Raw genomic sequence first — 13,232 nt, 5'->3', positions numbered from 1 at the left:
TCGGGGCGGCGCGGTGCGCCGCCGATGGGCGTCCGGCGCGAACCGGCGGCCCGCGGGTGGCCCCTGCCGGTCAGACCGGCAGGGATCCGGTGGACAGCACCGGCACCAGGCCCCCTCCGATCATCACCGCGTGCAGCAGCGTGTTGACCCAGGTGTTGCGGTAGCGGATCCAGATGTAGCCGAGCAGGAGGCCCTGGACTCCGTAGGTGAGAACCGCGGTCGCGGTGCCGTGCAGGAAGCCGTCGGCGCCGATGCCGGAGGAGGCGTCGATCGGGCCGACGAGCGCATGCGCGAAGGAGTACAGCAGTGCAGTGCAGACGACTGCGGGCGCCGGGCCGAGCAGCAGCTCGATCCGGGTCTGCACCATGCCGCGGAAGAAGACCTCCTCGATCGCAGCGGAGCCGAGCAGCAGCACCGCGACCGCCGCGATCAGCAGCGCGGGGGGCGGCCGCACGTCGGGGAGGTCGACGGCGGTGATGGCGGCGGAGGCCGCCACGGCCGCCAGCCCCCACCAGCGCCACGGCTCGCGCACCGCAAGCGCGACGAGCGGCATGCGGGTGGACTGGCCGCTGATGGTGAGCCCGCCGCGGTCGACCAGCAGCACCGGGATGACGAGCAGGAAGAGCAGCGCGGAGGCGGGCAGCGCGATCGCGGCCGTCGTCGCGCTGGTAACCACGCTGATGACCTGGTGGATGACGACAGCACCGAGGAGGTAGCCGACCACGCAGAGGAAGAGCAGGACGCAGAGCTCGCGGACGAGCGGGTGGCCGCGCAGTGCCTCGGCCACGTTCCGGTCGAGTTCGGCGGAGCCGACGCGGCTGCCGAGCAGGAACGTGAGCAGCCCGCCGACCGCCGCGGGGAGCCAGACCCCCCACAGGGCGCCGACGCCGTACCACCGGGTGTCGGCCACCGCTTCCGGCCGGAACACCAGGGCGCCGCCCACCGCGGCCACCGCCGCCCCAGCCAAAGCGAGCGCCCCGGCCCACAGGACCCACCTGTACGTCACCGTCACCCCTCGCCCCCCCCAATCACCACCCAGTGTGACCGCCCGCGCCCCGTTTGCCCGCGATCGACCCCGGTATGTCGCAAGGTGAAGATCGACCCGCAGTAAAGGACGCCGGCGGCCGGGCGAGGGGCGGACCGCCGGCGGAGGGCTCTGCCGGCCGCGGGAGGCGGCTCAGGCGCCCGAGGCCCGTCCCGGGTCCGCGCGCCCTCGCGCCTCCGCGCCCTGTGCCTCCGCGCCTCGGTACCTCCGTACCTCCGGCTCGGCGGCTACAGCTCGCCGGCCGCCGCGAGCGCCGCCACGGCGCCCAGTTCCCAGCAGGCGTCGCGGGTGTCCTTGGTGACGGGGCCGACGGATTCGACCGGGGGCCGGATCGGCGTCCAGGACATGCCCTTGGCGATGCGGGCGACGGCGGTGGACGCGCCGGCCGTGTCGTCGTTGCCGTGGACGTAGAGGGTGTAGGGCAGGCCCGCGGTGTCGTTGAGGCAGGGGTAGTAGACGTTGTCGAAGAACACCTTGAGCGCCCCCGACATGTAGCCGATGTTCGCCGGGGTACCGAGGATGACGGCGTCGGCGGCCAGTACGTCGGCCGGCGAGGCGTTCAGTGCCGCCCGCACCTCGACCGCGACGCCCTCGACACCGTCGGTCGCGGTCCCCGCGCGGACCGCCTCGAACAGCTCCTGCATGGCGGGCGAGGGCGTGTGGTGGACGATCAGCAGTCGGGCCATGCCGCCACCCTGCCACACCGGCACAGCGGCGCCCCGCTCCGATCCGCGTGCGGCCGGGGCGGGGCGCGCCGGGTCCTACTCGCTCTCGAGGACGGCCTTGAGGAAGGTCTTCGTGCGGTCCTCCTGCGGGTCGCCGAAGATCTGGTCCGGCGGTCCCTGCTCGGCGATGCGGCCCTGGTCGAACATAAACACGCGGTGCGACACGTCGCGGGCGAAGCCCATCTCGTGGGTCACGCAGAGCATCGTGATGTCGGTGCTGCGGGCGATGTCGCGGAGCACGTCCAGGACGCCGGCCACCAACTCCGGGTCGAGGGCCGAGGTGACCTCGTCCAGCAGCAGGATCTCCGGCTGCATGGCCAGCGCGCGGGCGATCGCCACGCGCTGCTGCTGGCCGCCGGAGAGCTGCGTGGGGTGCGCGTCGACCTTGTCGGCCAGCCCCACCATGTCCAGCAGCTCCACGGCACGCTCGTCCGCCTCGTCCTTCGACTTGCCGAGCGTGTGCACCGGGCCTTCGGTGATGTTCTTGCGCACGCTCATGTTCGGGAACAGGTTGAACTGCTGGAACACCATGCCGATGGACTTGCGGCGGGACCGCAGGTAGGACTCGCTGGCCGGGACCAGCTTGCCGCCCTTGTCCATGTGGCTGAACGGCTCCCCGCCGACGGTGATCAGCCCGCTGTTGATCCGCTCCAGAGTCATCAGCAGGCGCAGGATGGTGGTCTTGCCCGAACCGCTGGGGCCGATGAGCGTGACCCGCTCGCCGGCCTTGATGTCCATGTTGAGCCCGTCCAGCACGACGTTGTCGCCGAACTGCTTGACGACGTTGTCGAACTGGATGAGGGGCGCGCCCCCGGCGCCCTGCGACGCGTCGGCCCCTGCCATGTCGGGGGCTCCTTCCTTGTCAGACTGCTGCATATCGACGCTCCAGACGGCGGATCACCACGGCGGACGGCACGCTCACCAGCAGGAACGCGACACCCACCAGGGTGAACGCCTCCAGCGAGCGGAAGTACTGGCCGCCCAGCCCGTTGGCCACCGAGAGCATCTCCGGGACGCTGATCGCGAAGAGGAGCGGGGTGTCCTTGAACATGGCGATGAGGTAGTTCCCCAGCGCCGGGATGACCTTGCGGACGGCCTGGGGCAGGATGACCGCCCCCCAGGTCCGCGAGGCGGGCAGGCTCAGCGCCGTACACGCCTCCCACTGGCCCTTGGCCACGCCCTCGATACCGGACCGGTACACCTCGGCGGTGTAGGCCGAGTAGTGGATACCCAGCACGATCATGCCGATGATCAGCGCAGGAACGTTCGACAGCGCACTCAGCGAGAAGATGAAGACGAGCTGCACCAGCAGCGGCGTGGTCCGGATGAACTCCATGACCACGAACAGCACGCCGCCGATGAAGCGGACCCTGCGCAGAATCGCGATGGCCAGGCCCAGGACCAGGGCGAGCGCGTAGCCGACGACGGTCGCCTGCACCGTCACCCAGAGGCCCTTGAGCAGCGCCGGGACGAGGATCGCGGTGAATTCTGCATCCCACGTCATCGCGCACCCCCCGTCGTCGTTCCGATCGAGGGCGGCGTGAGCAGCGCCAGCAGCCCTCCGGGGCCGGTGATCCGGCCGAGCTTGCGGTTGGCGCGCCGCTCCAGGACCCGCATGAACAGGATGAGCACCTGCGCGATGACGAAGTAGAGGAGCATCGCGACGAGGAACACCGTGATGGTGTCCGCGGCCGCCGAGGCGCGGAGGTCCTGGGCCACCTTGGTGAGGTCGGTGACGCCCAGGATGGAGACGATGGCGGACGCCTTCATGAGCTCGATGACCTGGTTGCCGAAGGTGGGCAGCATCTGCGCCCACGCCTGCGGCAGGACGACCAGCCGCATCCGGCGGAACCACGTCATGTTCAGCGCGATCGTCGCCTCGACCTGGGCCTTGGGGACCGCGTTGATGGAGGCGCGGACCACCTCGGCGCCGTAGGCGCCCAGGTTGAGCCCGAGCGCGATGATCGCCGCGGCGGTCATCTCCAGTTCGTAGCCGGTCAGCTGCGGCAGGCCGTAGGCCATCCAGAAGAGGATGACCAGCGCCGCGATGCCGCGGAAGACCTCGGTGTAGACGGTGGCGACGGCCCGCGCGAACGGGTTGGCCAGCGTGCCGAGGATGCCGATGGCCATCGCGAGGACGAAGGCGAGCGCTGCACCGCCGACCGTCAGGACGACGGTGGTCTGCGCGCCTTCGAGATATTGGGGAAGCCGACTGACGAAGAAGTCGACCCGGTCAGTAATGAAGTCCACGAGGCCCTTCCGGTCAGCCGGCGCAGAGCTCTTCGGTGGTCAGGCCCTCCGGGTCGGAGGTCTCGTCGAAGCCGAACGGCTCGACGGTCTCCCGCAGGGTGCCGTCCTCCTTGAACTGCGCGAGCACGGTGTTGAACTCGTCGCGCAGCTCGGTGCTCTCCTTGGAGAAGGCGAACCCGCCCGCAGGCTTCTCGTCCTCGCCCTCCTCGTTCTTCGGGATGAAGCCCTCGGTGACGGCGTAGTCCTCCTCCATCCCGCGCTGCTCGAGCTGGTAGTTGAGGGAGAAGGTGCTCAGGCCGACCGCGTCGACGCGGCCGTTCTCCAGCAGGTCGATGAGCTCGGTGGCGCTGCCCGCGAGCTCCATCTGGTCTTCGGAGACGCCGGCGGCGCGCGCGTAGCCCTGCTCGACCGAGGCGTTCAGCACGGCGACCTTGGCCTCGCCGTCCTCGGCGACCGCGGCGAAGTCGGGCAGCTCCTCCTCCTGGCCCTTCTCCACCATCATCGCCTGCTGAACAGCGTAGTCGGGCTCCATGAACGACACCTCCTCGCAGCGCTCGGGGGTGATGTACATGCCGGAGGCGACCACGTCGAACTTGCCGGAGTTGAGGCCCGGGATCAGGGCGTCCCAGGCGACCGACTCCGCACGGACCTCGTCGACGCCGAGCTCGGCGGCCATCTCGCGGAGCAGCTCCGGCGCCGCGCCGGTCGTCTCGCCGTCCTCGTCGATGAAGCCGAACGGCGGCTCGTTGTTGATCGCCGCGTTGATGTAGCCCTGCTCCTGGAGGTCGGCCAGCGTCTTCGCGCCGTCGTCCGCCTTGGAGCAGGCGACCAGCGACGTGGCGCCGAGAACGGCGGCGGTGCCGATCGCTCCCATGCGGGCCAGCCGGCGGCCCATCGGCTTCGTGGTGCTCATCGGGTTCTCCTCATCGGGGGGCATCGGGGAATGGGGCGGCGCTTCCCGCGCGGACCGGGCCCCGGAAACGGGACCGGTCCGCGCGGGAAGCACCTGGCGGAGGGGGTGCCCGCCCGCCGCCCTGATCCACGGGCCGGCGGACCGCCGCATTCCTGAGCGCAGCGCCCCCGGCGGACCGGGGGCTTATCTGACCGCTCAGTCCCCACGATTCCTGGGGACCTAACGGCGGGGGAACGCGGCGTTATCCGTTTGTTTCACCATTCGGTGGCCACGTGCGGCCCCGTAACGATCGCGTCGCGGCACACATCACCCGAGGGGTACTCCCCGGTCACGGGGGGTGGTGCGGGGCGCCACCTCTCCTGCGGCCGGGCGCACAGCGCGCGGGGGCGGGAGAGCGGGCCGGCGGGCCCGGGGCGGGGTCCGCAGCGGCAGCGGCCGGCGTGCGGGCACGAACCGGACTCCGGCCCGCATGAATGCTGCGGGCCGGAGTCCGGGGTCTGCGGGGTCAGCGCGTCAGCGCACCGGCTCGGGGTCGCGCGCGCCGAGGAACTCCGGGCGGGGCTCGTCCGCGGAGAACGGCGAGGCGCACCCGTTCTCCACGCTGTTGAACACGACCAGCAGGCTCGAACGCGGCGTGGGGGCCATGTTGCCGCCCGCGCCGTGCATGCTGTTGGCGTCGAACAGGGTGGCGCCGCCGGCCGGCCCGGTCATCGCCTCGATGCCGTACTTGGCGGCGAGGATCGACAGGCTGGAGCGGTCCGGCAGGCCGGCCTCCTGGCGCTTCTCCGGGTCCAGGTAGTGGTCCTCGGGGGTTTCGCCGACGCAGGAGACGTAGGTCTTGTGCGAGCCCGGCATGACCATGAGGGCGCCGTTGTGCACGGTCTCGTCGGTCAGCGCGATGGAGAACGCGACGGCGCGCGGGGCCGGCATGCCGTCTTCGGCGTGCCAGGTCTCGAAGCAGGAGTGCCACGGCACCTCGCCGCCGCCGAAGGCCGGCACGAAGGTGGCGCGGGTCTGGTGCACGGAGACGTCGGAGCCCAGCATCTGCCGGGCGCGGCCGACGATGCGGGGGTCGCGGACGAGTTCGGCGAAGGCGTCGCTGATGCGGTGCACGTCGTAGACGGAGCGGACGTCGCCGTCGTCGTCGATCGCGGTCAGGCCCTGCTCGGCGAGGCGCTCCTCACCGCGGAGGCGGCGGAACTCGTCGGCGTAGCGGCGGGCCTCGTCCGGGCTCAGCAGTTCCGCGAGGCGGAGGTAGCCGCCGGCGGCGTAGGAGTCGACCTCTTCTGAGGTGCAGGGGCCGTCGTCGGCGGGGCCCCACACGGTCGGGTGGGTCCGGTAGAGCAGGGCGGGTGCTCGGTCCTTGCGGGTCGGGTACTCGTCCATGGTCGGCTGCTGAGCTTCCGTCAACGCAGTCATGGCGTCCCCCCGGTGCGGGGTTCTCTCCTTCGTGTTCGCGTTCTTCTGCTCGCTGGATGTCGTGGTGGTGCCGCGGGAGCGGACGGGTCCGCCCGGGCCGGGCGGGGCGCAGCGGCCCCGCCCGGCTACCGGGTCAGGCTCCGGCTTCGGTGAGCAGCGGGTACACGCCGTCCTCGTCGTGGACCTCGCGCCCGGTGACCGGCGGGTTGAACACGCACAGCACCCGGAAGTCCGTCTTCGGGCGGACCGTGTGCTTCTCGTGCCCGTTGAGCAGGTACAGGCTGCCGGGGACGATGGTGTGGACCTCGCCGGTCTCCTCGTTGGTGACCTCGGCCTCGCCCTCGATGCAGTGCACCAGCTCAATGTGGTTGGCGTACCACATGGTGGTCTCCGTGCCCGCGTACAGCACGGTCTCGTGGAACGAGAAGCCCACGCCGTCCTTGGCGAGGACGACCCGACGGCTCCGCCACGTCTCGGTCTTGATGTCCGCGTCGGTGTCGTCGACGTCCTTCAGGCTGCGCACGATCACAGTTGCCGCTCCCTCGTCATTCTCTGCTGCAATGGCCCGCGGATCCGGCCCTGCGGCCCCCGCAGTGCGCGGGCCGCAGGCCGTTCCGGATGATGCAACCCGGTCTTATCAGGGGCGGGCCGTCCCCGAAAGCGGTTCCCGCGCAGGGGTTCGGTTTCTCCCGCGCACGGTTTCTTCGCCGGTCAGGCGAGCTGCAGCGTTTTCACCGCGGCCCGCGCCGACTCGCCGATGATCTCCAGGCCGCGCTCCAGGTCCTCGGTGGGCGTGGTGAGCGGCGGCAGGAGCTTGGCGACCTCGTCCTCGGGACCGGAGGTCTCCAGGAGCAGGCCGCGCTCGAACGCCTCGCGCGCCACCGCCTGCGCCGCGCCCTCCTGCTCGAAGGCCAGGCCGCGCGCCATTCCCCGGCCGCGGACGTGCGCGCCGGCGCCGGCGTGCTCCTCGGCGATCGCGGAGAGCCGGGCCTCGATGATGCGGCCCTTCTCCAGCGTGGACTTCTCCAGCTCGCCGTCGCTCCAGAAGGTGCGCATGGCGGCCGCACCGGTGACGAACGCCGGGTTGGGTCCGCGGAAGGTGCCGTTGTGCTCGCCCGGGCCCCACACGTCCAGCTCGCGCTTGAACAGGGTGAGGGCGAGCGGCAGGCCGTAGCCGCTGATCGACTTGGACAGGGTGACGATGTCCGGGGTGATGCCGGCCTCTTCGAAGCTGAAGAAGCCGCCGGTGCGGCCGCAGCCCATCTGGATGTCGTCGGCGATGAGCAGGATGCCGTACTCGCGGCAGAGCGTCTCCAGCCCGCGCAGCCACTCCGCGCTGGCGGCGTTGATGCCGCCCTCGCCCTGGACGGTCTCGACGATGACCGCGGCCGGCTTGTCCAGGCCGCTGCCGCTGTCCTCGAGCAGGCTGCGCAGCCAGAGGAAGTCGGGCGTCTGGCCGTCCATGTAGTTGTCGTAGGGCATCGTCGCGGTGTGCCCGAGCGGCACGCCGGCGCCGCCGCGCTTCATCGAGTTGCCGGTGACCGCCAGTGCGCCCAGCGTCATCCCGTGGAAGCCGTTGGTGAAGCTGACGATGGTCTCGCGGCCGGTGTACTTGCGGGCCAGCTTGAGCGCCGCTTCGACCGCGTTGTTGCCGGCCGGGCCGGGGAACTGCACTTTGTAGTCGAGCCCGCGCGGCCCCAGGATGTGCGACCCGAAGGTCTCCAGGAAGTCGCGTTTGGCCGTGCTGTAGGTGTCGAGGCTGTGCACGACGCCGTCGGCCAGCAGGTAGTCGATGAGTTTGGCTTTCAGCTCCGGGTTGTTGTGCCCGTAGTTGAGCGAGCCGGCGCCGGCGAAGAAGTCGAGGTAGGGGCGGCCCGATTCGTCGTAGAGGTAGCTGCCGCGCGCCTCGTTGAAGACGACCGGCCAGCTCCGGCAGTAGCTGCGGACTTCGGATTCGAGGCGGTCGAAGATCTCCATCGTGGGTTCCTTGGGTCCTTTCCCCAGTGTGGGTGACGGCCTGTTCGGGAGCACGGGTCGCAGGTCGGGTCTCGTCGTGGTCGGGTGCCGGTCAGGGCGCGGGGCTGTCGGAGCCGGGCGCCGGGCTGTGCGGTCCGGCCAGCGGGCCGATCCGGACGAGGTCTTCGGGTTCGTGCCCCTCGCCTTCGCTCGGGAAGTGCTCCATGGCGAAGAGGGGGCTCCACTGCGCTTCGGCGCCGTGCGCCGCGGCGAACGAGCCGAACAGGGCCCGCGAGGCGGCGTTGTCCGGGGTGACCGTGGCTTCGAGGCGGGTGACACCCTGGGCGGGGAAGCGCTCGGCGAGGTGGTCGAGCATGCGGCGGGCGAGGCGGCGGCCGCGCATCCGGCCGGCGACGCCGACCTGCCACAGGAAGTAGGTGCCGGGTGCGTCCGGCCGGCGGTAGCCGATCACGTACCCGCACGGCGCGCCGCCGGCGTCGTGCGCGATGACGCTGGTCTCGGCGAAGTCGCGGCACCACAGGGTGTACGCGTAGGCCGAGTTGAGGTCGAGTCCGCAGTCGCGGGCGAGCCGCCACAGGTCCGGGCCGTGCTCCAGAGCCGGCCGGGCCAGGGTGATGCCGTCGCCGGCGCTGCCGCTGCCGCCGCTCCGCGACCCGGTCGCTGCATCCGCGGAGGATGCACCCGGGGTCACTCCCGGCTGGGAGGCGGTCGGTTTCGGTGCGTCGGTCGTGGGCTCGCTGCTGTGATGGGGCACGTCGATGGAACTTAGCGAACCTGGCTGAGCAGCGTTTTTCCGGGATTCGGCCGAAGTGTTTCGACGGAGTTTCGCCGGGTAGGACTTGCCCTTTTAGCGCTCGCCGTCACTTTGCGTCGCAGCTGGGCGGGGGCCCGGACGGCCCCCCGGAGGCGGACGGCACTCCAGGCCAGACAGCGGTTTGCGCCCTGCGGCGGACGCGCGGTTCGCGGGGTGCACGGCGGGGCGCAGAGCCGCCGATCAAGCGCGCACGGGGCAAACATACGCTACCGGCCGCACTTTTTACGAGTGGCTTACATCACAGCAATCCGGTTGAATCCTCGCGACATACCCCCAAGCCCGCACCAGGCCCCGTCCGGCGGCACCCGGGGACGGCGGGCAACAGGCCGGACACCCGGCCGTTCACGGGCGATTGCGCAGGCCGAGCGGGAGCCCGCGGCCCCCCGGCACCGCCGCGGGCTCCGCCGCGCAGCCTGACCGGGGTGCGCCCGCGATCACTCCCGCCCGGGGTTGCCTCCACCGGGGTTTTTTAGCAGACTCCCTGTAGTACGACTCGCTGTAGTACTACGGTGGGTCGATTCTCGGTGAAGCGCACCCCCGGCGTCGTCGCCCTTCACCCGAGGTCCCGGCCGGCGGCCCCTCCGCCGGCGCCCCGCCGTGCCCGGCGGGGCAGGCACAAGGGAACGGAGGCTTCCGGTGAACCGCCTTTACCACGACAGCGAGGACTGGGTCCGCAGCGGTGCGTGCCGCTCCTACGACCCCGAGCTCTTCTTCCCGGTCAGCAGCGCGGGCCCGGCCAGCGAATCCACCGACCTGGCCAAGGCCGTCTGCCGCAGCTGCCCGGTTGCGCAGGAGTGCCTGCAGTGGGCCCTGCGCGCCGGCGAGGCCGACGGCGTCTGGGGCGGCACCACGCCCGAGGAGCGCCGCTACCTCCGCCGGAACCTCGTCCCCGCCGGCTGACCCGCCGCCGGCGGCGGCGCGCAGGCGCTGCCGCCTTCCCGCCCCTCCGCGGAATCGGTAGTTTCGAGAACCGTGCACACCATGTCCAGGGGCCCGCTCCGGGCCGTGCGCGCCGCCGTCCTCGCGGCGGCGTGCGCCGCCGTCGCCTGGTCCGGCCATGCCTTCGCGGGGGCGGACGCGGTGCACCCCTGGGCACTGGCCGCGGCAGCGGCGGCGCTGTGGCCGGCGATGCTGGCCTTCACCCGGGCGCGGCGGGGCTTCACCGGCATCCTGGGGGCGCTCACCGCAGCGCAGATCCCGCTGCACCTGCTCTTCACCGCGGGCGGGACCGCCGCCACCGCCGGCCTCCCCGCACCGGCGCACGCAGCGCACACCACCCCCGCCGACCATTTGGCCGCGCTCTCCTACGACCCGGCCATGCTCTGTGCGCACCTGTGGGCCGCCCTGGTGGCAGCGGCGCTCATCGCGCGCGGCGAGGACGCGCTGGCGATCCTGGTCTGGCTGCTCACTGCCACGCTCCCCCGGCTGCTGCGCCCTGCGGCACTGCCGGCAGCCGCGGTTCCGGCCCGCCGCGCCCCGGCCGCCCCGCCCCGGCCGCCGCACCGGTCCGGACACCGGCCGGACCGGCCGCGCGGGCCCCCGGTCCGCTGACCGGCCCTCCCCTGGTCCACCTGCCGCTGCGCTGCCCAGCACGGGCTGCACCGGCGCTGGCGGACGGCGAGGGCCCGCGAGGACAGGCGGGCCGGGCCGATGCCCGCCCCGCAGGAGAACCGGCCGAAAGGGCTCACCCACATGACTGCTCCTCCCACCCGCCGGACGGCTGACCGCGGCTGCGCCGGCGCAGCTTCCGGCCGGCGGCTGCGCCGCGGCGCGGCGCTGCTGGCCTCCGCGGCTGCCGCCGCACTGCTGGGCACCGCCGCCGCCCCGGCGGCGCTCGCCCACGACCAGCTCATCTCGTCCGACCCCGAGGGCGGCGCCGAGCTCGACACGGCGCCGTCGGAGATCCTGCTGACCTTCAGCGCCGACATCGGCGACGGCGGCAACGCGGTCGTCGTCAACGGCCCGGACGGAACCGACCACGCCGAGGGCAGCCCGGAGGTCGACGGCCCGGACGCGACCGTGCCGGTCGGCCCGCTCACCGAGGCGGGCGAATACACGGTCGCCTACCGGATGGTGTCCTCCGACGGCCACGTGGTCGAGGACGACTTCGCCTTCACGCTGACCGACGCCGCCGTCGCCGGCGCCGAGGAGGCCGGCTCGGAGGCGAGCCCGGCCGCCGAGGAGGGCTCCGGCAGCGGCAGCGACGGGGCCGGGAGCGACGCGGCCGGCGAGCAGCCGCCGTCGTCGGACCCGGTGTCGCTGTTCGGCCCGGTCGGCGGCGTGATCGCCGGCATCGCCGGCGTGGCCGTGATCGCCGTGGTCGCGATCACCCTGTGGAGCCGCTCCCGCCAGAACAGGGGAGGCGACGGGGACAGCGGCCCCCGTTCCGGCTCCGAGGGCTGATTCCCCCGGTGCAGTGCACCGGAGGCAGACCGCCGGCGCCCCCCGCACGGCCGTCCGTGCGGGGGGGCGCCGGGCGCTCCTCGGGGCGATGCGGCCGAGGACAGCCCGGAAACGCGGCAGCGCCCGGCACGGGCCGGGCGCTGCGGGGGCGGCGGGCGGGTGCCGGAGCCGTCAGCTGCGGCGGGCCAGCAGGATGCTGATGTTGTCCCTGCCGGAGGCGTCCATGGCGGCGCGCCAGAGGGCGAACACGGCGCCTTCGTCATCCGGCGCCTCGGCGATGATGCGCTCCATGTCCTCCTGAGCGACCAGGTCGCTCAGGCCGTCGCTGCACATCAGCCAGGCACTCGGGTCGGCCTCGGGGTCGCGGCCCACGTGCGGCGCCATCGCCGTCGCGCCGCTGCCGCCGAGCGACTGCGTGATGAAGTTCGTGGTGACCGGCTTGCCGTCCTCGGAAGGCGGCAGCGGCGGCGAGTCGTCCTGGGAGAGCTGGCGGAGCCGGTTCCCCTCCAACCGGTAGGTGCGCGAATCGCCGACGTTGAACCAGAAGTTGCCGTCGGCGTTGAGCAGCATCCCGGCCACGGTCGTGCCCATGCCGGAGAACTCGGCGTGCTGCGTCGCGTGGTCCTTGATCTCCTCGTCGATGTTCTTCAGCAGGACATCGACGTCGTCCGGACCGGCGAGGCGCGGACTGGTCTCGGCCATCCGGTGCACCGCGTGCTCGGAGGCGATCTCCCCCGCCGCGTGCCCACCGAGTCCGTCGGCGACCGCCACGATCACCGGCTCGGTGAGGGACATGACGCAGCGGACCGGGACGCTCATGTTCGCGCTGGCGACGGTGAGGGCGCCCATGACGACGGCGTCCTCGTTGGCCGGGCGGACGGCGCCACGATGCGTGAGCGCCGTGACCACGAGTTCCCCACCAGCGACACCCATGCGCCCTACCTCCACTCTCCTCGGCGCGGACGGCCCGGTTGGCCGCCCCGTCGGCGGTCCACGACCGTACAACGCCCGCGCAGCGCCCCGCTCCGCGCGGGCGCGGAGGCGCGATGATCAAGCAACCGTATCGGGATAGCGCACCCTCTGGCCAAAGTAGATCCCGCAGCGGTTCCCGGGGTTGCCGAAATCAGCGGAATCTCTTGCGGCGCCGGGCCGGAGGGAGCCGGACGCCGCCGGGCGACAGCCCTCTCCCGCTTCTACGCGCGGGGGGCCGGACGCGTTCCCGCCACCGCCGCTCGCGCTGCGGGGACGGCGCCCGCAGCGCCGGGCGCCGGGGCTCCGCCGGCGGCTGCCGCGGCGGCGCGGCCGAGGGCGGACGGCTCCGGGCCGCACCGGACCACCGCGAGCCCCTGCCGGAAGACCCATTCGGCCAGCAGATCGGCGGTGCCGCGTGCGGCGGGAGCGGTGCCCACCAGCAGCACGGCTGCGCCGGCGTCGAGGAAGCCCGCTGCGGCGCCGACGAGCCGGCGGACTGCGGCGGGCCGGACCGAGCGCCCCCGCGGCGCGCAGACGGCGAGCAGGTCGACGCCGCCGAACTCCAGCGCCGTGTGCGCGACCGCCGTGCGGTAGGCGGCGCCGCTGGCCGGGTCGCAGTGCAGCGCCAGCGCGGCCACGCCGTGCCCGGCGGCGCGGCGCGCTGCGGCACCCACCGGGTCCGGCGCATCGAGCGGTAGCGCGGCAGCGGCGGCC

General features: G+C 72.7%; 14 protein-coding genes and 1 pseudogene. 3 read left to right on the top strand and 12 right to left on the bottom strand.

What is annotated here, in order from left to right; all coding sequences use genetic code 11:
- Positions 1-70: 70 nt before the first annotated feature.
- The 10 genes from ACYVGT_RS12550 to ectA form a co-directional block, all read right to left on the bottom strand.
- On the bottom strand, positions 71-1,006 hold the full coding sequence (locus ACYVGT_RS12550) for a lysostaphin resistance A-like protein (protein WP_460857438.1): 936 nt from the start codon (positions 1,004-1,006) through the stop codon (positions 71-73).
- A gap of 266 nt (positions 1,007-1,272) precedes the next feature.
- Positions 1,273-1,731, bottom strand: a complete 459-nt coding sequence (locus tag ACYVGT_RS12545) for a flavodoxin family protein (RefSeq protein ID WP_460857436.1) — start codon at positions 1,729-1,731, stop codon at positions 1,273-1,275.
- 75 nt (positions 1,732-1,806) lie between these two features.
- Complete coding sequence (gene ehuA / locus ACYVGT_RS12540) at positions 1,807-2,613, bottom strand: ectoine/hydroxyectoine ABC transporter ATP-binding protein EhuA (RefSeq protein ID WP_460857434.1); 807 nt, start codon at positions 2,611-2,613, stop codon at positions 1,807-1,809.
- A 19-nt stretch (positions 2,614-2,632) separates the two neighbouring features.
- Complete coding sequence (ehuD, locus tag ACYVGT_RS12535; protein ID WP_460857431.1) at positions 2,633-3,274, bottom strand: ectoine/hydroxyectoine ABC transporter permease subunit EhuD; 642 nt, start codon at positions 3,272-3,274, stop codon at positions 2,633-2,635.
- Positions 3,271-4,020: an ectoine/hydroxyectoine ABC transporter permease subunit EhuC gene (gene ehuC / locus ACYVGT_RS12530; RefSeq protein WP_460857428.1), complete on the bottom strand. Its 750-nt coding sequence runs from the start codon at positions 4,018-4,020 to the stop codon at positions 3,271-3,273. Before ehuC ends, ehuD begins: the two co-directional genes overlap by 4 nt.
- Positions 4,021-4,033: 13 nt before the next feature.
- Positions 4,034-4,933: an ectoine/hydroxyectoine ABC transporter substrate-binding protein EhuB gene (gene ehuB / locus ACYVGT_RS12525; RefSeq protein WP_460857427.1), complete on the bottom strand. Its 900-nt coding sequence runs from the start codon at positions 4,931-4,933 to the stop codon at positions 4,034-4,036.
- A gap of 513 nt (positions 4,934-5,446) precedes the next feature.
- The gene (locus ACYVGT_RS12520) at positions 5,447-6,352 is read right to left on the bottom strand and encodes a phytanoyl-CoA dioxygenase family protein (protein ID WP_460857424.1); all 906 of its coding nucleotides are present in this window, start codon (positions 6,350-6,352) and stop codon (positions 5,447-5,449) included.
- Between the two features lie 133 nt (positions 6,353-6,485).
- Positions 6,486-6,881, bottom strand: a complete 396-nt coding sequence (locus ACYVGT_RS12515; RefSeq protein WP_460857422.1) for an ectoine synthase — start codon at positions 6,879-6,881, stop codon at positions 6,486-6,488.
- A gap of 182 nt (positions 6,882-7,063) precedes the next feature.
- Entirely contained in the window at positions 7,064-8,329 is a 1,266-nt protein-coding gene (ectB, locus tag ACYVGT_RS12510; RefSeq protein WP_460857419.1) for a diaminobutyrate--2-oxoglutarate transaminase, read from the bottom strand.
- A 91-nt stretch (positions 8,330-8,420) separates the two neighbouring features.
- Positions 8,421-8,945: a diaminobutyrate acetyltransferase gene (gene ectA / locus ACYVGT_RS12505; RefSeq protein ID WP_460857649.1), complete on the bottom strand. Its 525-nt coding sequence runs from the start codon at positions 8,943-8,945 to the stop codon at positions 8,421-8,423.
- Between the two features lie 834 nt (positions 8,946-9,779).
- On the opposite strand from ectA, the gene ACYVGT_RS12500 reads away from it, so the two are divergent.
- From ACYVGT_RS12500 to ACYVGT_RS12490, 3 genes are all read left to right on the top strand, one after another.
- Positions 9,780-10,043, top strand: a complete 264-nt coding sequence (locus ACYVGT_RS12500) for a WhiB family transcriptional regulator (RefSeq protein ID WP_460857417.1) — start codon at positions 9,780-9,782, stop codon at positions 10,041-10,043.
- 81 nt (positions 10,044-10,124) lie between these two features.
- Positions 10,125-10,694 carry a hypothetical protein gene (locus tag ACYVGT_RS12495; RefSeq protein ID WP_460857415.1) on the top strand — a complete coding sequence of 190 codons (570 nt, stop codon included), beginning with the start codon at positions 10,125-10,127 and terminating at the stop codon, positions 10,692-10,694.
- A gap of 141 nt (positions 10,695-10,835) precedes the next feature.
- A complete protein-coding gene (locus tag ACYVGT_RS12490) occupies positions 10,836-11,546 on the top strand; it encodes a copper resistance CopC family protein (RefSeq protein WP_460857413.1) in 711 nt (236 codons plus the stop codon).
- A gap of 171 nt (positions 11,547-11,717) precedes the next feature.
- Here ACYVGT_RS12490 and ACYVGT_RS12485 read toward each other — a convergent pair whose 3' ends face one another.
- Positions 11,718-12,479: a PP2C family protein-serine/threonine phosphatase gene (locus tag ACYVGT_RS12485; protein WP_460857411.1), complete on the bottom strand. Its 762-nt coding sequence runs from the start codon at positions 12,477-12,479 to the stop codon at positions 11,718-11,720.
- A gap of 260 nt (positions 12,480-12,739) precedes the next feature.
- Positions 12,740-13,232, bottom strand: a pseudogene (locus tag ACYVGT_RS12480) (hypothetical protein); the annotation flags it as partial.

It is taken from the genome of Nocardiopsis coralliicola, from assembly GCF_054779695.1.
The sequence above is the reverse complement of the archived record's forward strand: the minus strand, read 5'-3'. Positions and strand labels throughout refer to the sequence as shown.